This is a genomic window from Kitasatospora sp. NPDC028961, from assembly GCF_055564815.1.
This window is the reverse complement of sequence record NZ_JBVHVO010000040.1, coordinates 42,072-61,926: the sequence shown is the minus strand read 5'-3', so window position 1 is coordinate 61,926 and position 19,855 is coordinate 42,072. Positions and strand designations below refer to the sequence as shown.

General features: G+C 74.0%; 21 protein-coding genes. 13 read left to right on the top strand and 8 right to left on the bottom strand.

All coding sequences use genetic code 11. The features are described from left to right. Positions 1 to 199: 199 nt before the first annotated feature. Positions 200 to 1,729, top strand: a complete 1,530-nt coding sequence (locus ACZ4UX_RS35435; RefSeq protein WP_465709634.1) for a lipase family protein — start codon at positions 200 to 202, stop codon at positions 1,727 to 1,729. Between the two features lie 21 nt (positions 1,730 to 1,750). Here the strand turns inward: ACZ4UX_RS35435 and ACZ4UX_RS35430 are convergent, their stop codons facing one another. After that, the gene (locus ACZ4UX_RS35430; protein ID WP_465709633.1) at positions 1,751 to 2,569 is read right to left on the bottom strand and encodes a class I SAM-dependent methyltransferase; all 819 of its coding nucleotides are present in this window, start codon (positions 2,567 to 2,569) and stop codon (positions 1,751 to 1,753) included. A 103-nt stretch (positions 2,570 to 2,672) separates the two neighbouring features. Continuing rightward, positions 2,673 to 2,885: a hypothetical protein gene (locus ACZ4UX_RS35425; protein ID WP_465709632.1), complete on the bottom strand. Its 213-nt coding sequence runs from the start codon at positions 2,883 to 2,885 to the stop codon at positions 2,673 to 2,675. 165 nt (positions 2,886 to 3,050) lie between these two features. Here ACZ4UX_RS35425 and ACZ4UX_RS35420 point away from each other — a divergent pair, with 165 nt between their 5' ends. Further along, positions 3,051 to 3,410, top strand: coding sequence for a VOC family protein (locus ACZ4UX_RS35420; protein WP_465709631.1), 360 nt, complete (start codon positions 3,051 to 3,053; stop codon positions 3,408 to 3,410). Positions 3,411 to 3,512: 102 nt separating this feature from the next. Here the strand turns inward: ACZ4UX_RS35420 and ACZ4UX_RS35415 are convergent, their stop codons facing one another. Then, positions 3,513 to 4,034 (bottom strand): putative immunity protein, encoded by a 522-nt coding sequence (locus tag ACZ4UX_RS35415; protein WP_465709630.1) that lies wholly within the window; start codon positions 4,032 to 4,034, stop codon positions 3,513 to 3,515. Positions 4,035 to 4,139: 105 nt separating this feature from the next. On the opposite strand from ACZ4UX_RS35415, the gene ACZ4UX_RS35410 reads away from it, so the two are divergent. Beyond that, a complete protein-coding gene (locus ACZ4UX_RS35410; protein WP_465709629.1) occupies positions 4,140 to 4,685 on the top strand; it encodes an NUDIX hydrolase in 546 nt (181 codons plus the stop codon). 18 nt (positions 4,686 to 4,703) lie between these two features. On the opposite strand, the gene ACZ4UX_RS35405 is transcribed toward ACZ4UX_RS35410, so the two are convergent. After that, positions 4,704 to 5,255 (bottom strand): MarR family winged helix-turn-helix transcriptional regulator, encoded by a 552-nt coding sequence (locus ACZ4UX_RS35405; protein ID WP_465709628.1) that lies wholly within the window; start codon positions 5,253 to 5,255, stop codon positions 4,704 to 4,706. Positions 5,256 to 5,339: 84 nt separating this feature from the next. On the opposite strand from ACZ4UX_RS35405, the gene ACZ4UX_RS35400 reads away from it, so the two are divergent. Beyond that, complete coding sequence (locus tag ACZ4UX_RS35400) at positions 5,340 to 6,269, top strand: haloalkane dehalogenase (RefSeq protein WP_465709638.1); 930 nt, start codon at positions 5,340 to 5,342, stop codon at positions 6,267 to 6,269. Between the two features lie 85 nt (positions 6,270 to 6,354). On the opposite strand, the gene ACZ4UX_RS35395 is transcribed toward ACZ4UX_RS35400, so the two are convergent. Then, positions 6,355 to 6,858 carry a beta-class carbonic anhydrase gene (locus ACZ4UX_RS35395; protein WP_465709627.1) on the bottom strand — a complete coding sequence of 168 codons (504 nt, stop codon included), beginning with the start codon at positions 6,856 to 6,858 and terminating at the stop codon, positions 6,355 to 6,357. 427 nt (positions 6,859 to 7,285) lie between these two features. On the opposite strand from ACZ4UX_RS35395, the gene ACZ4UX_RS35390 reads away from it, so the two are divergent. After that, a complete protein-coding gene (locus ACZ4UX_RS35390) occupies positions 7,286 to 8,188 on the top strand; it encodes a phosphotransferase (protein WP_465709626.1) in 903 nt (300 codons plus the stop codon). On the opposite strand, the gene ACZ4UX_RS35385 is transcribed toward ACZ4UX_RS35390, so the two are convergent. From ACZ4UX_RS35385 to ACZ4UX_RS35375, 3 genes are all read right to left on the bottom strand, one after another. After that, positions 8,178 to 9,155: a GlxA family transcriptional regulator gene (locus tag ACZ4UX_RS35385; protein ID WP_465709625.1), complete on the bottom strand. Its 978-nt coding sequence runs from the start codon at positions 9,153 to 9,155 to the stop codon at positions 8,178 to 8,180. The genes ACZ4UX_RS35390 and ACZ4UX_RS35385 overlap by 11 nt on opposite strands. 49 nt (positions 9,156 to 9,204) lie before the next feature. Then, positions 9,205 to 9,675: an NUDIX domain-containing protein gene (locus ACZ4UX_RS35380; RefSeq protein WP_465709624.1), complete on the bottom strand. Its 471-nt coding sequence runs from the start codon at positions 9,673 to 9,675 to the stop codon at positions 9,205 to 9,207. A 109-nt stretch (positions 9,676 to 9,784) separates the two neighbouring features. Next, positions 9,785 to 10,621 carry a S1 family peptidase gene (locus ACZ4UX_RS35375; protein WP_352290788.1) on the bottom strand — a complete coding sequence of 279 codons (837 nt, stop codon included), beginning with the start codon at positions 10,619 to 10,621 and terminating at the stop codon, positions 9,785 to 9,787. Between the two features lie 162 nt (positions 10,622 to 10,783). Here ACZ4UX_RS35375 and ACZ4UX_RS35370 point away from each other — a divergent pair, with 162 nt between their 5' ends. From ACZ4UX_RS35370 to ACZ4UX_RS35335, 8 genes are all read left to right on the top strand, one after another. Next, positions 10,784 to 11,875: a GlxA family transcriptional regulator gene (locus tag ACZ4UX_RS35370; RefSeq protein ID WP_465709623.1), complete on the top strand. Its 1,092-nt coding sequence runs from the start codon at positions 10,784 to 10,786 to the stop codon at positions 11,873 to 11,875. Between the two features lie 42 nt (positions 11,876 to 11,917). Then, positions 11,918 to 12,853 carry a helix-turn-helix transcriptional regulator gene (locus ACZ4UX_RS35365; RefSeq protein WP_465709622.1) on the top strand — a complete coding sequence of 312 codons (936 nt, stop codon included), beginning with the start codon at positions 11,918 to 11,920 and terminating at the stop codon, positions 12,851 to 12,853. Positions 12,854 to 13,734: 881 nt separating this feature from the next. Continuing rightward, positions 13,735 to 14,841 carry a phytanoyl-CoA dioxygenase family protein gene (locus ACZ4UX_RS35360; RefSeq protein ID WP_465709621.1) on the top strand — a complete coding sequence of 369 codons (1,107 nt, stop codon included), beginning with the start codon at positions 13,735 to 13,737 and terminating at the stop codon, positions 14,839 to 14,841. A gap of 14 nt (positions 14,842 to 14,855) precedes the next feature. Then, entirely contained in the window at positions 14,856 to 16,169 is a 1,314-nt protein-coding gene (locus tag ACZ4UX_RS35355; RefSeq protein ID WP_465709637.1) for a DUF6271 family protein, read from the top strand. 21 nt (positions 16,170 to 16,190) lie between these two features. Beyond that, on the top strand, positions 16,191 to 17,438 hold the full coding sequence (locus ACZ4UX_RS35350; protein ID WP_465709620.1) for a type III PLP-dependent enzyme: 1,248 nt from the start codon (positions 16,191 to 16,193) through the stop codon (positions 17,436 to 17,438). Beyond that, positions 17,435 to 18,082, top strand: a complete 648-nt coding sequence (locus tag ACZ4UX_RS35345) for a GNAT family N-acetyltransferase (RefSeq protein ID WP_465603803.1) — start codon at positions 17,435 to 17,437, stop codon at positions 18,080 to 18,082. The genes ACZ4UX_RS35350 and ACZ4UX_RS35345 overlap by 4 nt, the downstream gene beginning before the upstream one ends. 2 nt (positions 18,083 to 18,084) lie before the next feature. Further along, positions 18,085 to 19,347, top strand: coding sequence for an MFS transporter (locus ACZ4UX_RS35340; RefSeq protein WP_465709636.1), 1,263 nt, complete (start codon positions 18,085 to 18,087; stop codon positions 19,345 to 19,347). A 121-nt stretch (positions 19,348 to 19,468) separates the two neighbouring features. Beyond that, positions 19,469 to 19,822 (top strand): DUF6204 family protein, encoded by a 354-nt coding sequence (locus ACZ4UX_RS35335; RefSeq protein WP_359809638.1) that lies wholly within the window; start codon positions 19,469 to 19,471, stop codon positions 19,820 to 19,822. Positions 19,823 to 19,855 lie beyond the last annotated feature (33 nt).

The window sequence follows — 19,855 nt, the reverse complement described above, 5'->3', positions numbered from 1 at the left end:
TGGTGTGGAGCCTAGACACCTCCACCACACCGGAGGTCTTCACCTTTGATCAAGCCCCTGCGCCGTCAACAACGCTCGTGGTCAATACAGCTAGCCCGATGGCGTGACCCCACAGTTGTGCTCCCGCCGGGCAGGCTCTCCGGTCCGTAGGTTGGACACGATCCATCGTGAACCGGCCGACGAACACGCAGGAGTGAGCATGGCGACCGCAGCGCCCCCCTCCGCCGCCGCCCAGGCGGCCATGACGCTCGCCGCGATCGCGGCGACCGCCGCCACCCCGCGCCCCTCGGGCGAGACCCTCGCGGACCAGAGCACCCGGGTCGCCCGCGGCATCACCCTGCAGCTGGCCGACTCCTCGCTCGCCACCGGGGGCACCTGGGTGCTCTCCTGGGTCGGGTTGAGTCCGGACAACGCCAACATGGCGTATCTCGCCGTCAACACCGACGGTTCCAACACCTTCGCCGTGGTGATCCGCGGCACCGACGCCAACGTGACCGACCTGCTGGAGGACCTCGGCGTCGGCACGGTCGTCCCGTTCACCGCCGTCGGCGCCCCGCGCGGCCCGGTCTCGGTCGCCAAGGGGGCGATGGAGGCGTTCACCGAGGTCGTCACCATGACCAACGCGGGTGTCACCCTCGTCCAGGCCCTGACCACCGCCCTGCGCCAGGCCCCGTCGAACCCGACCGTCTACGTGATCGGCCACAGCCTGGGCGGCGCCATCGCGACCATGGTCGCACCGTACCTGCGGACGCTCACCTGGCCGAACGGCACGCCGCAGTTCGCGCTCTACACCTTCGCCGCCCCCACCGCCGGGGGTACGGACTTCGCGACCTACGTCAACTCCCTGAAGTGGCAGGCGAACGAGCGCTACTACAACGCCTACGACCTCGTACCGCAGGCCTGGAACAACCTCGACGAGGCCAAGAAGTGGTACCCGGATCCGCCCGGCCCGGCGGCGAACGAGGACGTCAAGGCCGTGATCGGGGCGATCGCCGGCCTGCCCGGTCCCCACGTCTACGCCCAGCCGGGCGACGACATGAGGCTGAACGGCACGTACGGGCCGCCCGGGTCCTACGACCCGTCGGTGGTGAAGAAGTCGGTCCAGGACTTCATGGGGCAGGTGGCCTTCCAGCACGCCAACTCCACCTATCTGCGGCTGCTCTACGCGCCCGACGTGAACGCCGGTCCGGTGGTGACCGGCGTGAGCCCCAGTACCGGCGCACCGGGCACCCAGGTCGTCATCAGCGTCACCGGCAGCGGGTTCGACCAGTACACCGGCGTCGACTTCGGCACGGTGCCGTGCTCCCAGGTGGCCATCGCGGTTCTCCCCACCGGCATCCGGATCTCCGTCCCCGCGCCCCAGGGCGTCGGCGTCGTACCCGTCCGCGTCACCACCAGCCTGGGCACCTCCCCGGCGGTCCCGTTCGGCCAGTTCGCCTACGGCGGCCCGGCCCCCGTGGTGGTGACCGGCATCGGCCCGGACACCGGCGAGTCCGGCACCTCCGTCACCGTCACCGGCGTCAACTTCGGCTCGACGGCGGCCGTCCACTTCGGTGACAAGGCCTCGAAGCACGTCAAGGTCAGCCCACCCGACACGATCGTCGCCACCGCACCCGAGCAGGGCATCGGCGTGGGCCTCGGCAAGGTGAAGACCGTCAACGTCACCGTGCTCTCGAACGGTTACTCCTCCCCGGCCGGCCCCTCGAACGAGTTCGTCTACGAGAAGTGACCCCGGCCGGGGCGGGCCCCGCTACACCGGCTTCGTCGCGCGGATCGAGTAGATCAGCGGCACGCGCGGCTGCCCGGCCGGGTAGCGGTAGGCGCCGTCCTCCGACTCCAGGACGGGGAAGCGGGGGAACAGCGTGAAGTCGTGCTCGTGCAGGAACTCCACCCGCAGGCCGACCGCCACCAGGGCGCTGAGCACCTCGCCGATCCCGTGCTGCCACTCGATCGTCACGTTGGCGGTGGTCGCCGCGCCCAGGTCGGCATAGGTGCCGGGCTCGTCCCAGACCATCGGGTCGCGCCGGAAGTAGTCCGACTCGACGGTCCGGCCGTCCTCCGCCAGGATGTCGGCGAACGGGTGGAACTCGGCCAGGTAGAGGAAGCCGCCCGGAGCGACCAGCGCGGCCGCCGTCCGGGCCCACCGGTCGATGTCGGGGAGCCAGCACAGCGCGCCCAGCCCGGTGTAGACGATGTCGAAGGTGCGGCCGTCGAGCACCTCGACGGCGTCGTACACGTCGGCGGTGACGAAGCGGGCCGTGGCCGCGCCGATCTCCTTGGCGATCCCCTCGGCCTCGGCCACGGCCGGCGCCGAGAAGTCCAGCCCGGTGACCGTGGCGCCCCGCCGGGCCCACGCCAGCGTGTCCAGGCCGATGTGGCACTGCAGGTGGACCAGCGTCTTCCCGGTGACGTCGCCGACCTCGGCGAGCTCGAAGTCCCGCAGCGGGTCCTTGCCGGCGAGGAAGCCGGGCACGTCGTAGAACGCCCCGGAGGTGTGGATCGGGACGCGCTCGTCCCAGTTGGCACGATTCACCGCGCGCCAGTCAGCGGCTCCCGGGTTCTCAGTCATACCGCCACGCTAACCAGCGACCCCGGCAACCCCCAACCGATGACGACGACCGGACGCACGGCACGGTCGGCTTCCGGCCGCGCCGACCGAACCGCCGGAGCCGCTACGACCGGCCGCGACGCGCGAAGTACGCGCGACCGAGGAGGACACCGCCGATGCCGGCCGGGGGGACGATCAGCCGTCCCACCCAGTTCATGCGGTCGGCCGGTCCGAGCAGCTGGGCGAGACCCGCCAGGGCCAGCCGGACGAGGCGCATGAGGACGAGGCCGCACCCGAACATGCCGAGACCGTCGGCCGCATCCGGACGCTGCTCCACAGGTGCTCCCCCGCCGGATCGTGTCAGCCGCGTCGGCGGCGGAGTTCCACGGTACACAGGGCACCGGCACCGGCGGGGCCCGCTCTCCCGGTCTGACACGATGGTGCTCCGCGTCGACGCCGGCGGTGCTCCCGGGCGGGTGGACGAGCTCCCTGGAGGCATCCGGTGTTCAAGAGCGTCACCACCGTGATGACCTTCGCGCTCGACCCCGGGGCGTCGGCCCGCTGGTGGGGGGAGTTCCTGGGCGTGCCCGTGACCACGGACGTCAGCGACACCGGGTCCGTCTACGCCTGGGTGGAGATCGCCGGGGTCGAGGTCGGGTTCCACCCCGCCGATGACGAGCGCAATCGCCGGGGCGGCAGCCCGGTCGTGTACTGGGGCGTGGACGACCTCGACCAGGTCCGTGCCCGGCTGCTGGCGGCAGGCTGCACGCACCACCGCGGGCCGCTGACGATCGCACCGGGCCGCCGGATCGCCCAGCTGCGCGACCCGTTCGGCACCGTCGTCGGCATCGAGGGCCCGTAGCCGGACCGCGCCGAACGCCGTGCCCGCTGCTGGTTGTTCGGCACCTTCCGCGGCCCGGCCTGCCCCCAAGCGGCCGTCCGTCCCCCAGGGCCGGGCCCCCGATCAGCCCCGCAGCTCGGTTTCGAGGCGGTCGCGGAAGGCGTCCAGGCGGCTGCGGCCGGGGGTGAAGGCCGGCAGCTGGCGCAGGATCGCGCCGACGGCGGGCGGTGCGTGCTCGATCGCCCACCGGAGCTCCGCATCACCGGCCGCCCGGTCGCCGGCCGCCGCGAGTTCCCGGGCGTGCGCCGCGTACATCGCCGGGCCGAGGGCGTGTTTCGCCTGGTGGGGGGTGGCCAGCGGGTGGATGTAGGGGCTCGCCGCCGCGTAGCCCGCTGCGCGGGCGGCCGCCGTGGCCGCCGGGTCGGCGACGTCACGCGCGGCTGCGAGCGCCGCGAGGGCGACGGCGCGGAGCCGCCCCGTCCGCTTCCCGTCGCGGGTGAAGAGGCGGATGCCCTCGATCGCCTCGCCCGGGCGGGTGTCGGCGGGGGCCCGCGCCTCGAACAGCGGCAGGACGCGCTCGGCGCAGTCGGCGGTCCAGGCTCCGAGGAGCCGGCGGTCTTCGTCGCTGATCGTCACCGTGTCCATCCGCCCATCCTGCCCGCCCCCGCCACCCGCCGTCGCGCGCCCGCCACGTGCACCCGCTCGTCGTCGTCCGCCGAGTCGCCCGGCCGGGGCCGTACAGTCCTGGCCATGGCGACCGACACCCCCACCCCTCCCTGGCGCGAGCTCGAACGCGCCACCGTCTTCGGCAAGTTCGGCCGATCCGTCGACCGGGTCGACTTCGAACTGCCGGACGGCAGCCGGGCGGACTTCTACCTGAAGCGCGAAAGCCCGGCCGGTGCGGTGCTCGCGCTCACTCCCGACCGGCGGGTCGTCCTCGCCCGCCAGTACCGGCCCGGGCCCGGCCGAGTGCTGTACGAGCTGCCCGGCGGCCTGCTGGAGCCGGGCGAACTCCCGGTCGACGCCATCGCCCGGGAACTGCTGGAGGAGACCGGCCACCGGGGCGAGATCCAGCCGGTCGGGCAGTACTGGCTGGACGCCTACTCCGACGCCCACCGGTTCGCCTTCGTCGCCACCGACTGCGTCCGGGTCGCCGAACCGACGCCCGAGGGAACCGAGTTCATCGATGTCATCACGCTCGGCCTGGCGGATTTCCGCAGCCGCGTGCTCCGCACGGGCGAGCTGACCGACGCCGCCGCGGCCTACCTCGCCCTGGACCACCTCGGCCTGCTCTGACCGGCCAGGCCCGGGCGGTCAGCCGGCGGAGTCGGGCGGCGCCGCCTTGGCGTGGTGGTCCATGAGCCTGGCCAGCAGCCCGGTCAGCGTGCCGCGCTCGGCGGCGCTCAGCGGCGCGAGCAGCTCCTCCTGCGCCGCGTCGACGATCGCGTCGAGGCGGCGCAGATAGCCACGGCCCTCCGAGGTGACCGTGACGACGTTGCGACGGCGGTCGTCGGGATCGGGCGTGCGCTCCACGAAGCCGCGGTCGGCGAGGTCGTTGACGACGGCGACCATGTCACTGCGGTAGACGCCGGTGCGGCGGCTGAGCGTCGACTGGCTGGCCGGGCCGGCCTCGGCGAGGGCGACCAGGACCACGAAGTGCCACTTGCGGGCGCCCTCGGCGGCGAGGCCGTCGCCCACCAGGCGGTCGGCGTACATCGCGTTCATCGCCAGCAGCCTGCTCGGCAGCGCACGCACCCGGGCGGGCGCCGGATGGTCGGCCGGGCCGTCGTCGCGGACGGCGGCAGCGGCGCCCGTCGGGGTCGGGGTCCGGCTCGGGGTCGGGCCCTTGGCGCCCTGGGTGTCCATGGGCCCTGATTCTACTCATTGCGTTAGTCGCACTAACGACATACGGTGGGGAGCACATCGAAACCATTAGTGTGACGAACGTTAATTCGGCAAACGAATCACGCGGCACCGCGAGAGGACCGACCGACCATGCCCACCGTCGACGTCATCGACTCCCACCTCGCCTACACGGACAGCGCCCCCGCCGGCGGCACCGACAGCGGCCCGGGCCACCCGCCCGTGGTCTTCCTGCACGGCAACCCGACCTCCTCCCACCTGTGGCGCGGCGTCACCCCGCACGTCGCCGGCCGCGCCCGCGCCCTCGCCCCCGACCTGATCGGCATGGGCGCCTCCGGCAAGCCCGACATCGCCTACGACTTCGCCGACCAGGCCCGCTACCTGGACGCCTGGTTCGACGCGCTGGACCTGCGGGACGTCGTCCTGGTCGGCCACGACTGGGGCGGCGCACTCGCCCTCGACCGAGCCGCCCGCCACCCGGAGCGGGTACGCGGCGTGGTCCTGCTGGAGACCATGCTCAAACCCCTGACCGCCGCCGACCTCCCCGCGCCCGCCCGCGCCCGCTTCGAGGCCTTCCGCACCCCCGGGGTCGGCGAGCGACTGGTCCTCGAACAGAACGTCCTCATCGAGACCGCGTTCACGGGCGGCGTGCTGACCCCGCTCGCCGAGGCGGACGTCCGGCCGTACCGCGCCCCCTACCCCACCCCCGCGAGCCGGCGCCCGCTGCTCGCCTGGCCGCGCATGATGCCGATCGACGGCGAGCCGGCCGACGTCGTCGCCCGGATGACCGCCTACGGCGCCTGGCTCGCGGACAGCACGGACGTGCCCAAGCTGCTGCTGACCTTCGACTCCTCGCCGACCCTGCTGATCGACGAGGCCATGATCGCCTGGAGCCGCGAGCACATCAGCCATCTGACCGTCGAGCACTGCGGCCCGGCGGGGCACCACGCCCCCGAGGACCGGCCCGACACGATCGGCGGCGCGATCGCCGACTGGCTGGCCGCCCAGGCCTGGTGAGGGCCCCGGCACCCCGCCCGCGCGACGTGCACACTCCGCGCGCGCGACGTGGCACGACGGCGGGGCACCGGGACCGCTCACCCCGCTACAGCACCACCTCCGCGAGCTTCCCGGTCGCGATGTCGAAGACGAAGCCGCGCAGGGCGTCGGTCCTCGGGACGAACGGGCTGTTCCGGATCCGGGCGGCGGACTGCCGGACGTCCGCCTCCAGGTCGGCGAAGGCCTCGGCCGCCCAGGGCGGCTTGATGCCCGTCTCCTCCCGGATCGACTCCCGGAAGGCGTCGTCGCCGAAGGTCAGCATGCCGCAGTCGGTGTGGTGGATCAGCATGATCTCCTGCGTGCCCAGCAGCCGCTGACTGATCGCCAGCGAGCGGATCGCGTCGTCCGTGGCGACGCCGCCGGCGTTGCGGATCACGTGCGAGTCGCCCTCGTCGAGCCCGAGCGCCGCGTAGACGTCGAGCCGCGCGTCCATGCAGGCCAGGACGGCACTCCGGCGGCCCGGCGGGAGCGGCAGCGGCCCCTGGAAGTCGACCGCGTAGGCGGCGTTGTTGCGGAGGTAGTGCTCGGTGGCGGCACCGGCTTCGGTCATGACTGTCTCCTTCGAGGACGTTCGAGGACGTTCCAGGACATTCGAGGACATGCGAGGACAGGGGTTCACCGCGGGAGGCGCCCGGGCGCGGGGCACCGACGGGTACGCCGGAACGGCATGGCCGCCTCGGGCGCTTCGGGACATCGGGCCGGCTCACGGAGACCGGCGGGGACCGGACGGCGACAGCGCGGGGCACGGGAGAGGCGCGCGCGGAAGGCCGTACGTCAGCGGTCGAGCGGACAACTCGCGCTGGACAGGCGGCCGTAGTCGACGTGACGACGGCGGACGAGCTCGGTCATGGCCGCACGGTAATACCCAACTCGCCACCTCCGCCAGGGAATCGACCCGACACCACCCGAACGAGGCAATCGGACTCCCCCCGCCCGGGGCACAATGACCCTCACAGCACAGGAACCCGGGGCCGCGCATGACCGACTTCGCGATCGACGAGACCTTGGTGCGGGAACTCCTGCGGGAGCAGCACCCGGACCTCGCGGGGCTGGACATCCGCCGGGTGGACGCCGGGTGGGACAACCAGCAGTGGCGGCTCGGCGAGGAGTTGGCCGTACGGATCCCCCGCACGGAACGGGCGCCGGAGCTGCTGCGCAAGGAGCGGGAGTGGCTGTCCGTGCTGGCCCTGCGGCTGCCCCTGCCGATCCCGGTCCACGTTCGGGCCGGTGAGCCGTCCGCGCTCCTCCCCCGGCCGTGGAGCGTGGTGCGCTGGGTACCGGGCGAGCCGGCCGACCGGGCGCCGATCGAGCGTGGCGACCACGCGGCGGGCGTGCTCGCGGAGTTCCTCGCGGCGCTCCACCGGGAGGCGCCCGCCGGGGCGTTCCCCGGTTCGAACCGGGGCGCTCCGCCCAGGGCGGCCGCCGGCGGCTTCGAGCAGCAGTTCCACCTCGTCGCCGCCGACGTCGCGGCAGACGTCCGGCGGGTCTGGGCGGAGGCCGTCGCCGCGCCCGAACGGGAGGGCCCGCCGCGCTGGCTGCACGGCGACCTCCACCCGGCGAACGTCGTCGTCACGGACAGGACGCTGTCCGGCGTGCTCGACTTCGGCGAACTCTGCGCCGGCGACCCGGCGGCGGACCTCGCGGCGGCCTGGCTGCTCCTGCCCGAAGGCGCGGCGGACGGCTTCTTCGACGCCTACGCCGAGGCCACCGCGGCCGAGGTGGACACGGCGACGGTGCTGCGCGCCCGGGGCTGGGCGCTGCTGCGCTGCCTCTCCCTGATCGGCATCGGCCTGGCCGGGGAGCGCGGCCTCCCCGGTGGGCAGCGGACCTGGGGTCCGGCCGGGCGGACGGCGCTCGCGCGGGTCCTGGCTACCGGGTAGACCCGGGGGCGGGCGACCCGGCAGCCGCCCGGTGCCGCGCGCGGTAGGAGCGCGGCGTGGTGCCGGTCAGCCGGGCGAAGTGCTGCCGCAGGCTCGCGGCCGACGCGAAACCGGCCAGCGCCGCCACCCGTTCCACCGGCTCGTCGGTCTCCGTGAGCAGCTCGCGGGCGCGGTCCAGGCGCAGCCGGAGCAGGTACTGCGGCGGGCTGACACCGGCCTGGGCGCGGAACCGGCGGTTGAGGCTGCTGACGCTGATCCCGGCGTGCGCGGCGACGTCGGCGGGGGTCAGCGGGAGGTGGAGGCGGGCCTTCAGCCAGCGCAGGGTCGGTTCGAGGCCCGCGCTGTCGGCGAGTTCGCGGTCGATGCCCTCCTGGACGCGGTCCGCGTGCCGCAGCAGGGGGGTGAGGAGCTCCCGCGAGGTCTCGCCGGCCGTCCGCTCCCCGTGGTCCTGGGCCAGCAGGTACAGGCAGACGTCCATCCCCCCGAAGATCCCGGCCGAGGTGAGGAAGCGGCCGTCGGCCACCGCCGCGCCGACCGGGTCGACCTCGATCCGGGGGTGCCGCCGGGCCAGTTCCGCGGTGTGCCGCCAACCGGTGGTGGCGCGCCGGCCGTCGAGCAGGCCGGTGGCCGCGAGGGTGAACACCCCGGTGCCGATCGCGCCGATCCGGCCGCCCCGCGCGGCGACGGCCCGCAGCACGTCGAGGACCTCGGACGGCGGCTCCGCCGGGGCGCCGTCACGCCCGGCCAGCAGCACGATGTCGGCGTCGGCGAGGCCCTCCAGCCCGTGCGGGACGGTGATGCCCAGTGGCGCCGGCAGCCCGATCCCGACCGGCCCGGGCGCGGCACACAGCCGCACCTCGTAGGCGACTCCCGGGTGCTCACGCGCCGCCGTCCCGAACACCAGCCCCGGCGTGGTGAGGTGGTGTCCGGGCAGCCCGTCGGGCACGAGGACGGCGATGACCGACATACCCGGAATGTACCCGAAGCCCGGGGCGGCCTGGCCACCGTCCCGGCGGTCACCCCAGGTAGGGCGTCGCCCGGTGGTCGAGGTAGTGCCGGAGCCGGAGCCGCTGCGTGTGGTGCATCGGCAGGTCCCCGATGTCGTCCGGAGCCACGAACCGCAGGTCGGTCGACTCGTCGGAGATCCGGAGCTCCCCGCCCGTGACGCGGGCGGTGAAGCAGACGTTGAACTGCTGCCGCACCTCGCCGTCGGAGTAGGCGATCACGTGCCGGGGGTCGGTGTAGGTGCCGACCAGCCCGGTGATCTCGACGACGAGCCCGGTCTCCTCGCGGACCTCCCGGACCGCGGCGCCGGGAAGCGACTCACCGAGGTCCATCGTGCCGCCCGGCAGCGCGTACAGGCCGTTGTCGGCGCGCCGTTGGAGCAGCACGCGCCCGTCCTCGTCGGTCACCACGGCCGACGCCGCCGCCACCAGCCGGTTCGGCTCCGGCGCGCCGGGATCGTCGTAGAACTCGGTTCGTGCCACGTGGTCGGCTCTCCTCGACTCTTCGGCGACCGGTGGGGCGGCATTCCCATACTGCCCTGGCGGCCGGGGGCCGGGCGGCGGCAGCGCCGGGCGCTGCCGCCGCCGGGAGTCAGCTGTTCTGGTGGATCGTCTGCCGGATCCAGTCCGCGTACGCCGGAACGCTGGTGTAGAGGCCCGGGCCGGTCGAACAGGTCGGGTCGGTGTCGCCGTCCCCCGAGGTGGTGCCGACGAGTTCCCAGCGCCCGCCCCGGCCCTTCTGGAGCTGCGGGCCGCCGGAGTCCCCGAAGCAGGCCATCGCGCCCGGCACCTGGCTGACCGTGCAGAGGCGCAGCCACCCCGCCCGGCCGGGGGCGCACTCGTCGACGGCTCCCCGGCGGGTCTCCAACTGCTGGAGCCGGTTCGCGAACTCGGCCCGCTGCGGGGTGTCCACGTCGGCGACGCTGCCGAAGCCGAGCAGCCGGGTCGGCGTACCGGGCCGGGCCACGCGGTCGGCGATCCGGACGGGCTGCTCGCTCACCGGGCGGTCCAGCCGGATCAGCGCGAGGTCGTCCTGGTTGGCTCCGCCGCCGCCGGTGCCGATCCCGTAGCCGGGGTGGGTGATCGTCCGCTCGATGGTGCGCACGGTGCCGCCGGACGTGCGCCGGTCCGAGCCGATCCGGACGGTGCCGTCCAGGACGACGCCGACCTCGGGCCGGGTGTCCACGCAGTGGCCCGCCGTCAGCACCCACCGGGGGTGGATCAGCGTCGCCCCGCAGACGCCGTCGAGCAGGCCGTGCGTCGGGGCCGTCAGCGGGATCGAGGCCATGTACGGGTAGCGCCCGGTGGCGTCCGTCCCGTTGACGATGGCTCCGGCGCTGCCGGTCATGGCGGTGGCGCACACCGTCGCGGCCAGGGCGACGGTGGCGACGCGGGCCGCTCGGCGGGCCAGGGAGCTGAAAGCGGGCATGGCAGGTCCTTCGTTCGGGGTGCGCGTGAGCGCGCTTCGGGGTGTTCGGATCAGGAGTGGGGCGGACGCCCCGGCGGTGCGGGTGCCGCGTACCGCCCATCCTTCGCACCGGCCCGCGCCCGGAACAGCGGCCCCGATGTCACCCTCGGCTAAATTCTGGACATGCCAGTGATCGCTGTCCTCGCCCTCGACGGCGTACCGGGCCACCAGCTCACCGCGCCGGGGATCTCCTTCGGCGCCGCCGCGCGCCACCACCCGCACGTCGGGTACGAGGTGCGGTACTGCGCGGGCCCCGGGTTCCGTACGACGGGGGCGCCGGCGCCGTTCCGGCTGGACACACCGTGGGGCCTGGAGGGGCTGGCGGGTGCGGACACCGTGCTGGTGCCCGGCCACGACGGTTTCCGCGCGGAGCCGCCGCCCGGGGTCGTCGACGCGCTGCGGGCCGCGGCGGCCGGGGGCAGTCGGATCGGTGCGATCGGGACGGGGACGTTCACCCTCGCCGCCACCGGGCTGCTGGACGGGCGGCGGGCGGCGACCGGCCGCCGGTACGCCGCCGAACTGGCCGGGCGCCACCCCCGGATCGAGGTCGACCCGGAGGGCTCGGTCACGGACGCGGCGCCGTTCCACAGCGCGGCGGGGGTGCTCGGCGGGGTCGACCTCTGCCTGCGGCTGATCACCCTGGACCACGGCGAGCCGGTCGCCATCGAGACGGAGCGGCAGGTCTTCCTGGAGCTGCACGAGCCTGCCGGGCCGGCGGCCTCCAGCGGGGCGGCGGCCACCACCGGTACCGCTCGCGCACCGGGTCCCGGGAGCTCCCGGCTCGGGCCGACGCTCCGATGGCTGGAGGCCCACCTCGACCGGCCGCTGACGCTGAACGACCTCGCCGACCACGCCGGACTCACCGTCCGCGGCCTGACCAGGCGCTTCCGGGCCGAGACCGGGCTGCCGCCGCTGCAGTACCTGCTCCGCGCGCGCATCCAGCTCGCGCAGCGCCTGCTGGAGCGCGGCGACGAGCCGGTCGAACGCATCGCCACCCGCACGGGGCTCGGCACGCCCGCCAACCTGCGCCACCACTTCCAGCACCACACGGGGACCAGTCCCCGGACCTACCGGGCGGCCTTCCGCTCCCTCGTCTCCACCCTGACCTGGGCCGACGGCCGCCCGGCCGGCGACGCCCCGGCAGCGGACCGGGCCGACCGACCGGTTCCCCCGCACGACCGCCCCACCCCGGCCGATCGTCGTGCCTGGTCCTGACAGGACCAGGCACGACGGCGGCGCGTCGGCCAGAATCGGCACATGAGTTCCCCGACCGCCCTCGGCGTCTTCCTGCGATCCCGCCGCGCCCGGCTGCTGCCCCAGGAGGTCGGCCTGCCCGGCGCGGGCGCCCGGCGGCGGGTCGCCGGCCTGCGCCGCGAGGAGATCGCCGAACTCGCCGGGGTCAGCGTCGACTACTACACCAGGATGGAACAGGGCCGGGTCCGCAACGCCTCGCCCGCGGTGCTCGACGCGCTGGCCCGGGCGCTGCGCCTGGAGGAGCAGGAGACCCGGCACCTGCACCGGATCGCCCGCCCGGCCGCCCTTACGCGGCGGGCCGCGCCGGCGGCGGAGGAGCCGCAGCGCGTCCGGCCGATGCTGCGGACCCTCCTGCGGTCCCTCCCGGAGCTGCCCGCGCTGGTGATGGGGCAGCGGATGGACGTGCTGGCCTGGAACCGGGCGGCGAGCGCGCTGCTCGGCGACTTCGCGGCCCTGGAACCCGCCGCGCGCAACATCGCCAGGATCACCTTCCTGCATCCCGAGTCCCGCTCCCTGTACGCGGACTGGGACGAGTGCGCGCGGGGGAACGTGGCGCATCTGGGCATGGAGGCGGGCCGCCGGCCCGATGACCCCCGACTGCGCGAGCTGATCGGTGAACTCGCGATGAAGAGCCGGGAGTTCCGCACCTGGTGGGCCGAACACCCGGTGCGGGACAAGACGTCCGGAGTCAAGCGCTTCCACCACCCGGTGGTCGGCACGCTCGAATTGACCTACGAGACCCTGCGGGCGGCCGACGACCCGGCCCAGGCGCTGATCACCTACGCGCCCGAGCCCGGCAGCCCGTCCGAGGACGCCCTGCGACTGCTGCTGGCCTGGACGGCGCAGCAGACCCCGGCCGGCCACCCGGCGCCACCGACCGGCACCGCCCAGGGCCGCCCGTCGGACGGCCACGCCCGGCACGAGGACCACGCCCGCTAGGCACCGGACAGGCCGGCTCCCGGCCCGCCCCCACCCAGGCCCGCCACTGGCTCCAGCGCCGTCGCCGTCCCCGTCACCAACGCCGACCCGGCGGCCGCTCATGCCCCGGTTGCCCGAAAGGGCAACCGCCCGGCGCCTTCGGGCAGGGGTCGCCACCGGCCGCGCTAGCCGTTCCTCCGCCGCAACTCCGGCCTGGTCACCGCCCGTTCCCACGGATCGCGACGGCGGCGGCGAGCCTCCTCCGGAGAAGGGTTGACACCACAAGTTGGTCTAGTCCACCGTAGGGGAAGCAAGTTTGACGAGGTGGGAAGTCCTGGCGATGCCCCGTGCCGGACACGCGAGTTGGCCGACGCCGCCGCATGTCCACCGAGGGCGTCAACGACGCGTCGAGGGCTTCGAACACAAGAAGGAGGAAGGAATCCCGGCCCCGTCCCCGCGGGAAACGGGCGGTCCGTCCCTGGATGCGACAGCCCCGAGGGCCCGACCGGGCCCGCCACCCCCGCAGGAACCGCACGCGCGCTGAGCGCCGCCGGGAACCGCGAGACCCGCAACCTCCCCACTGTCCGAAGCCCCGTCGCCCTTCACCCCGATCAACCACCCTCCGCCCTCTCCCCCTTCACCTTCACCTTCACCCGACCGGCGCCTTCGGCCGCGCTCTCCCAGGAGCCGTCCGCCGCCGGCCGTTCGTGGCCACCGCGCCCCGAACCGTCCGCGCCCGAGCACGCGTTGCCGCCGGTCGGCCGTCCTCCGACGCCGCCCTGCGGCGATGCCGCCGTGCGCGCGGCGGCACGGGAACGGCGGAGCGTACGGGCGCAGGAGCCGCCCCGTGAACCGGCGCCGCGTCCCGGCCGCAGTAGTTTCCCGACCTCTGGAGTGATTGCATGCCGAAGCCTGACGGATACCTGTATCGGGCCGCCTCCGACACCCCGTACTTCAGCAACGACGGCGAGACCTACCTCGCCAGGACACCGCTGAAGGACATCGAGAAGGCGCGGCCGCTGCGCGTGCTCTCCGAGGAGGACTACTCGTTCTGGCAGACGTACGGCTACGTCGTCGTCCGGGAGGCGATCCCGGCCGAGGCGGCGAAGCGGCTGCTGGACTTCGCCTGGGACTTCCAGGGCCTGGACCCGGAGCGGCCGGAGACCTGGTACGAGGAGCGGGAGTTCGCCGACGAACTGGCCCAGCACCTGCACATCTACGGCTTCGTCGAGGCCTACCAGCACCAGCTGATCTGGGACAGCCGCCAGGCGCAGCGGGTCTACGACGCGTTCGTCGACGTCTGGGACTGCGAAGAGCTCTGGGTGACGCTGGACCGGCTCAACCTCAACCCGCCGAACGTCGGCAACCGTGACCGCGCGCTGATCGAGGCGACGGACAAGGGCTTCGACATCGAGCTGCACTGGGACGTCGACACCACGCTCGGCATCCTGCCGCAGCGCGTCCAGGGGATCATCGCGCTCAACGACACCCGGCCGGACCACGGCGGCTTCCAGTGCAACCCCGAGCTGTTCCGGCGGTTCAACCAGTGGCAGGCCGCTCAGCCGGCCGACCGCGACCCGATCAGGCCCGCCGTCGACCGTGCGGAGTTCCCGGTCGTGCGGCCCGAGTTGAAGGCCGGCGACCTGCTGATCTGGAACGGCCTGCTCGCCCACGGCGTGGCCCGCAACACCTCGGAGCAGGGCGTCCGGGCGGTCCAGTACCTCTCGATGATGCCGGCCCTGGAGGAGCACGAGGAGCTCAAGGCCTCGCGGATCGCCTCCTGGCGCGACCTCTCCACCCCGACGTGGAACAAGACGCTGGTGGGCGACCCGCGGAAGCACGAGTCGCTGCGCTACGGCAAGGCCGGGCTGAGCGACCTCGGCGCCAAGCTGCTGGGCCTGGAGTCCTGGCACGCCGGGCAGCGCACCGAACCTGGGGCCGAGCAGAACGCCGAACCGAACACCGCGCAGCACACCGTCCGACGCGGCACCCCGGACGGCGACGCGTGAACCGGGCCGCCGGCGTGGACAGGATCTGCCTGACCCTCCCCACCAACCGGGCCTGCGCCGACACCATCGCGTCCATCGGCGAGGAAGCCGCCTACGCCGCCGCTCAGTTCGGCGTCGAGGTGCACCTGCTGGTGCTGGACTCCTCCGACGAGCCGACGTTCGCCGTCCACGCCAAGGCCGTGGACGCGCTGCCCGGGGCGGCGGGCGTGGTCGTGCACCACCTCGACGAAGCCCGACAGCGGACGTTCCTGCGGCGGGTGATCGACGCCGCCGCGGTCGCCGAGCCGGCCCGGGTGCTCGACCTGATGCTGCCGGACGCCGTCTCCTACGGTGCCTGCACCAACCGGGCGTTCCTGATCGCCGCCGCCCTCGGCTGCCGCTCCGTCCACCGCCGGGACTCCGACAGCCACTACCAGGTCCTGGACGGGAAGCCGGTCTTCCCGATCCACCACGAGCTGCTGTCCCTCGGGAAGCGGGCGGCCGACGCGGCGGCCGGCGTCACCGAGAACGCCCTCGACCCGGCGCACGCCGAGAAGCCGGTGGCGATGGTCGGCGGCTCCTTCGTCGGTGAACTCTCCGTCGACATCGGCGAGATCCGCGAGCTGAACCCGGCCGTCTACGACGAGGTCGTCGCGCTCTGGGCGCCGGCCGGGGCGTCGGAGCAGGAGAAGCAGGAGCTCGTCGACGACTCCTTCGTCGGCGGCGGCACCGACCCGTTCACCGAGGACCGCGCCGTCCTGGACCTCCCGGACATCTGGCGGGTCGACATGTGCAACATCGGCTTCGACCACGCGGTGTACGAGCGCCTGCCGCTGCCGTCCGCGACCGACACCATCGGCAGCGACTACTTCCTCCTGCACGTGGTGCGCGACGCCACCCTGCCCGGTGTGGTGCACAACCGGCACATCGTGAACTACTACACCCCCGAGCGCCGCACGGGCGCCGGATTCACCGCCTACCAGCTGCGGTTCACCAAGTTCCTGCTGTCGATGCTCTACCTCTACCCGGTGTACTTCGACATGGAGGCGGCGGGCGGTGCGCTGCTCGACGACGAGCACCGCGTACGGGTCGCCGTGATCGCCGACTCCGTCCGGCGCAGCATCGGGACGGACCGGGCGGAGAACGTCCGCCGGCTGTCCGTCCTGGACGGCGCCTACCGCCGACTCGGCGGCAAGTACGCCGAGTTCGCCGACCATCTGCTCACCCTGCGGGACCGCCTGCTCGACGAGGCACAGGCGGACACCGAGGACTTCGCACTGCTGATCGGGGCGTGGGGTCCGCTGGTGCGGGCGTGCAAGGCCACCGGCCCCGAGCAGCTGGCCCGCTGACCGGGCCTGGAGCTATCGACGATGTCTGAGAACACACTTCTGCGCGCCGCCCTGGCGGCCGCGACCGACGACCGGATCTACTACGACCTGGACGGGATCGAGGGCCAGTACACGGCGCTGCTGCGCGAACTGCCGGGCATCGCCGTCCGCTTCGCCATGAAGGCGTGCCCGGTGGACGAGGTCCTCGCCCACCTGGCGGAGCTGGGCGCCGGCTTCGACGCGGCCGGCCCGCAGGAGATCGCCCAGGCCCTGCGCACCGGCGTCCCGGTCGAGCGGATCCACTACGGCAACACCATCAAGTCCGACCGCAACATCGCCGAGGCGTACCGGCTCGGCGTCCGGGACTTCGCGACGGACAGCCTGGAGGACGTCGCGGCGCTCGCCGTCCACGCCCCGGGTGCCCGGGTGTTCTGCCGGGTCGCCACCACCGGGGACGGCGCGCTCTGGGGCCTGAGCCGGAAGTTCGGCTGCTCACCGGCGGACGCCGTCCTGGTCCTGGAGGCGGCGCGCGCGGCGGGGCTGACCCCGTCGGGGCTCTCCGTCCACGTCGGGTCGCAGCAGATGACCTCCGACGCCTGGCAGAGCGCGCTGGACTCGCTCACCGCCGTGGTCGAGGAGCTGGACCGGCGGGGCATCCTGCTGGACCACGTCAACCTCGGCGGCGGCCTGCCCGCCCTCGGCGTCCTCGACAAGCGGGGCCGGCCGCTCGACCCTCCGGTGGACAAGATGTTCGCCGTACTCCGGGAGGGCATGCAGCGACTCCGGGAGGTGTCGGCGGCGCCGCTGGACTTCCTCCTGGAGCCGGGGCGCCACCTGGTCGCGGACCACGGCGCCATCCGGACCCAGGTCGCCCGGCTGACCTCCCGGCAGCAGCTCGACGGCGAGCGGCAGCACTGGCTCTACCTGGGCTGCGGCAAGTTCAACGGCCTGTACGAGATGGACGAACTGCAGTACCGGATGGAGTTCCCCACCCACCCGCGGGACTCCGCCACCGAGGGCGGCTACCTTCCGGCCGTCGTCGCGGGCCCGACCTGCGACAGCGACGACGCGTACACCGACGACGACGGCCTCGTCGCGGTACCGGCGGCCGCCGCCTCCGGGGATCCGGTCTGGATCTTCTCCTGCGGCGCCTACGCCACGGCGTACACCACCCAGGGCTTCAACGGATTCGAGCCGCTCCCGTACACCTGCGTCCGCCGGACCGACGGCACCGGCCGCCCCGCCCCTATCCCCACCCCCGTTCCCGTCTCCGAGGGAGGTCCCGCATGATGGCCGACGAGATCGCCGAGGGCGTCCGCGTCCGACTGCTGGCCGCCGACGACTGGGACGAGGTCGTGGCACTGGAGGCCCGCGCCTACAGCGCGAGCGGCCTGTCCGAGGGGCGGGCGGCGCTGGAGTCCCGGGGCCGGGCCTCGCCCACCACCTGCTTCGCGGTGGAGCACCGGGGGCGCCTCGGCGGCTACCTGCTCGCCCTGCCCTACCCGCTCCACGCGTGCCCGGACCTGAGCCGGCCGGAGGCCGCCGGCGTCCGGTCCACCAACATGCACGCGCACGACCTGGTGATCGCCGAGGAGCTGCGCGGCCGGGGGCTCGCGCCCCTGGTGCTCGGCCACCTCGCGCGAACGGCCCGGCTGCGGCGGTTCGAGACCATCTCGCTGGTGGCCGTCCGGGGCAGCGAGGTCCTCTGGGCCCCGCTGGGCTACCGCGCCGAGCCGGAGGTCGAACTCCCGGCGAGCTACGGCCCCCAGGCGGTCTACATGTCGATGTCCCTGCGCACGGCTCCCCCCGCCGCGCCTCCCCTCCCGGCGGCTCCCACCCCCACGGCCCTGCTCGCCGCAGCCGGCTCCGGGGCGCCGCGGCACCCCCACGGCCCGTTCCCCGGGTCGCCCCTGAAAGACGAAGTGGTTCGATGAACATGCTCCGCCTGCGCGACGACTACCGCCGAGCCCAACTGGCCATCGCGGCCCTGTTCTGCTTCCTCGGCTTCCAGTACGCGACGTGGGTCTCCCGCCTGCCCGCGCTGAAGAGCCGGCTGGACCTGAGCGAGGCCGAACTCGGCCTGCTGCTGATGGTCTGCGGGGTGGGCGCGGCGGTGTCCTTCCCGCTGGTCGCGGCGCTGATGAAGCGGCTCGGTTCACGGTTGCTCGCCACCCTGTCGGCGCTCGCCCTGGGCCTGGTGCTGCTCGGACTCACCGTGGCGCCCAACTACCCGGTGACCCTGGTGGTGGCCTGCTTCGACGGCATCGCGGTCGGCTGCCTGAACGTCGCGATGAACGCGCAGGGCGCCGCCCTGGAGGTCAAGTACCGGCGGACGGCGATGTCCAGGCTGCATGCCACCTTCAGCGCCGGCTCGCTGCTCGCCGCCCTGCTCGCCTCCGGCGTCAACGCCTTCACCACCACCCTGTCCGTGCACTTCGGCCTCGCCGCCGTCGTCCTCCTGCTGCTCCTCGGGCTCGCCCAGACGGGCATGCTGACGGATGACCAGAAGGCGGCCGCGGAAGCACCGGAGGCCGCCGAGCCGCAGGCGCCGAAGAAGCGACGCGGGCTGACGCTGCCCTCGCGGGTGACGATCTGGATGGGCCTGGCGATGGTGTTCGGCACCATCACCGAGGGCGCCATGAACGACTGGTCGGCCCTCTACCTGAAGGACGTCGTCAACGCGGCGCCCCAGCTGGCCCCGCTGGGCATCGCCGTCGTCTCGGTCATGATGGTCGCGGCCCGGATCTTCGCCGACGGCTGGCGCACCCGCTTCGGCGACGGGCGGATCGTCCGCTTCGGCAGCCTGCTGGCGGGTGGCGGCCTGGCGCTCGCGCTGCTGGCCGGCGGCGTCGTGCCGACGCTGCTCGGGTTCGCCTGCGTGGGGCTGGGTGTCGCGGCCGTGACCCCGTGCATCTACGTGGCCGCCGCCCGGCAGGGCTCGGACGCGCTGGCGCTGGTCGCCGCCACCGGGACGACGGGCCTGCTCGCGGGGCCGGCGGTGATCGGCTTCATCGCCAACGGCAGCAGCCTGGTGTGGGGCATGGCCGCGGTGGCCGCGTCCGCCGCCGTCGTCTCGCTCTGCGCGACGCAGATCCGCTGGCCCGCGCTGGCCGGCGCGGACGACGCGGAGCCCGCCGCGCCGGCCCCCGCCGGCCCCGACGGCACCGCGCCGGCCGAGGCCGCCCTGCGCGAGGCCTGAGCCCGCCGGGGCACCGGGTGGGATCCCCCCGGTGTCCCGGGCCCGACCACCGGCTACCCCGGGGCCGCCCACCGGCGAAACGCGGTGGAACCGGACCGGCCCCGATGGCTAGGGTCGAGGGATGACCACTCGCACCTTCCGCGTCACCGTCCGCGGCTCCTTCGACGGCCTCGACGCCGACCAGCACGCCGAACTCCTCGCCCGCGCGGCCGAACACGACGTGCTGTACGCGTCGTTCACGCCCGAGGGGCACCTCAGCTACGACCTCGCCTCGCGCCCCGCCTTCACCTTCCGCTTCCTGGACTCGGGCGAGGCGGAGGAGGACATCCTGGAGGCCGCCGACCGGGCCGAGGGGGCGGCGAAGGCCTGGCTCGACGAACACGGCTACGGCTACAAGAACCTCCGGTCGCAGGCCGAGGACCTCTCCCAGGCCGCCGTGGGCAAGCGCCAGCGCCGAGCCGCCCGCACCGCCTGATCCCACCCCGCACGGTCCCGCACCCCCCGCTCC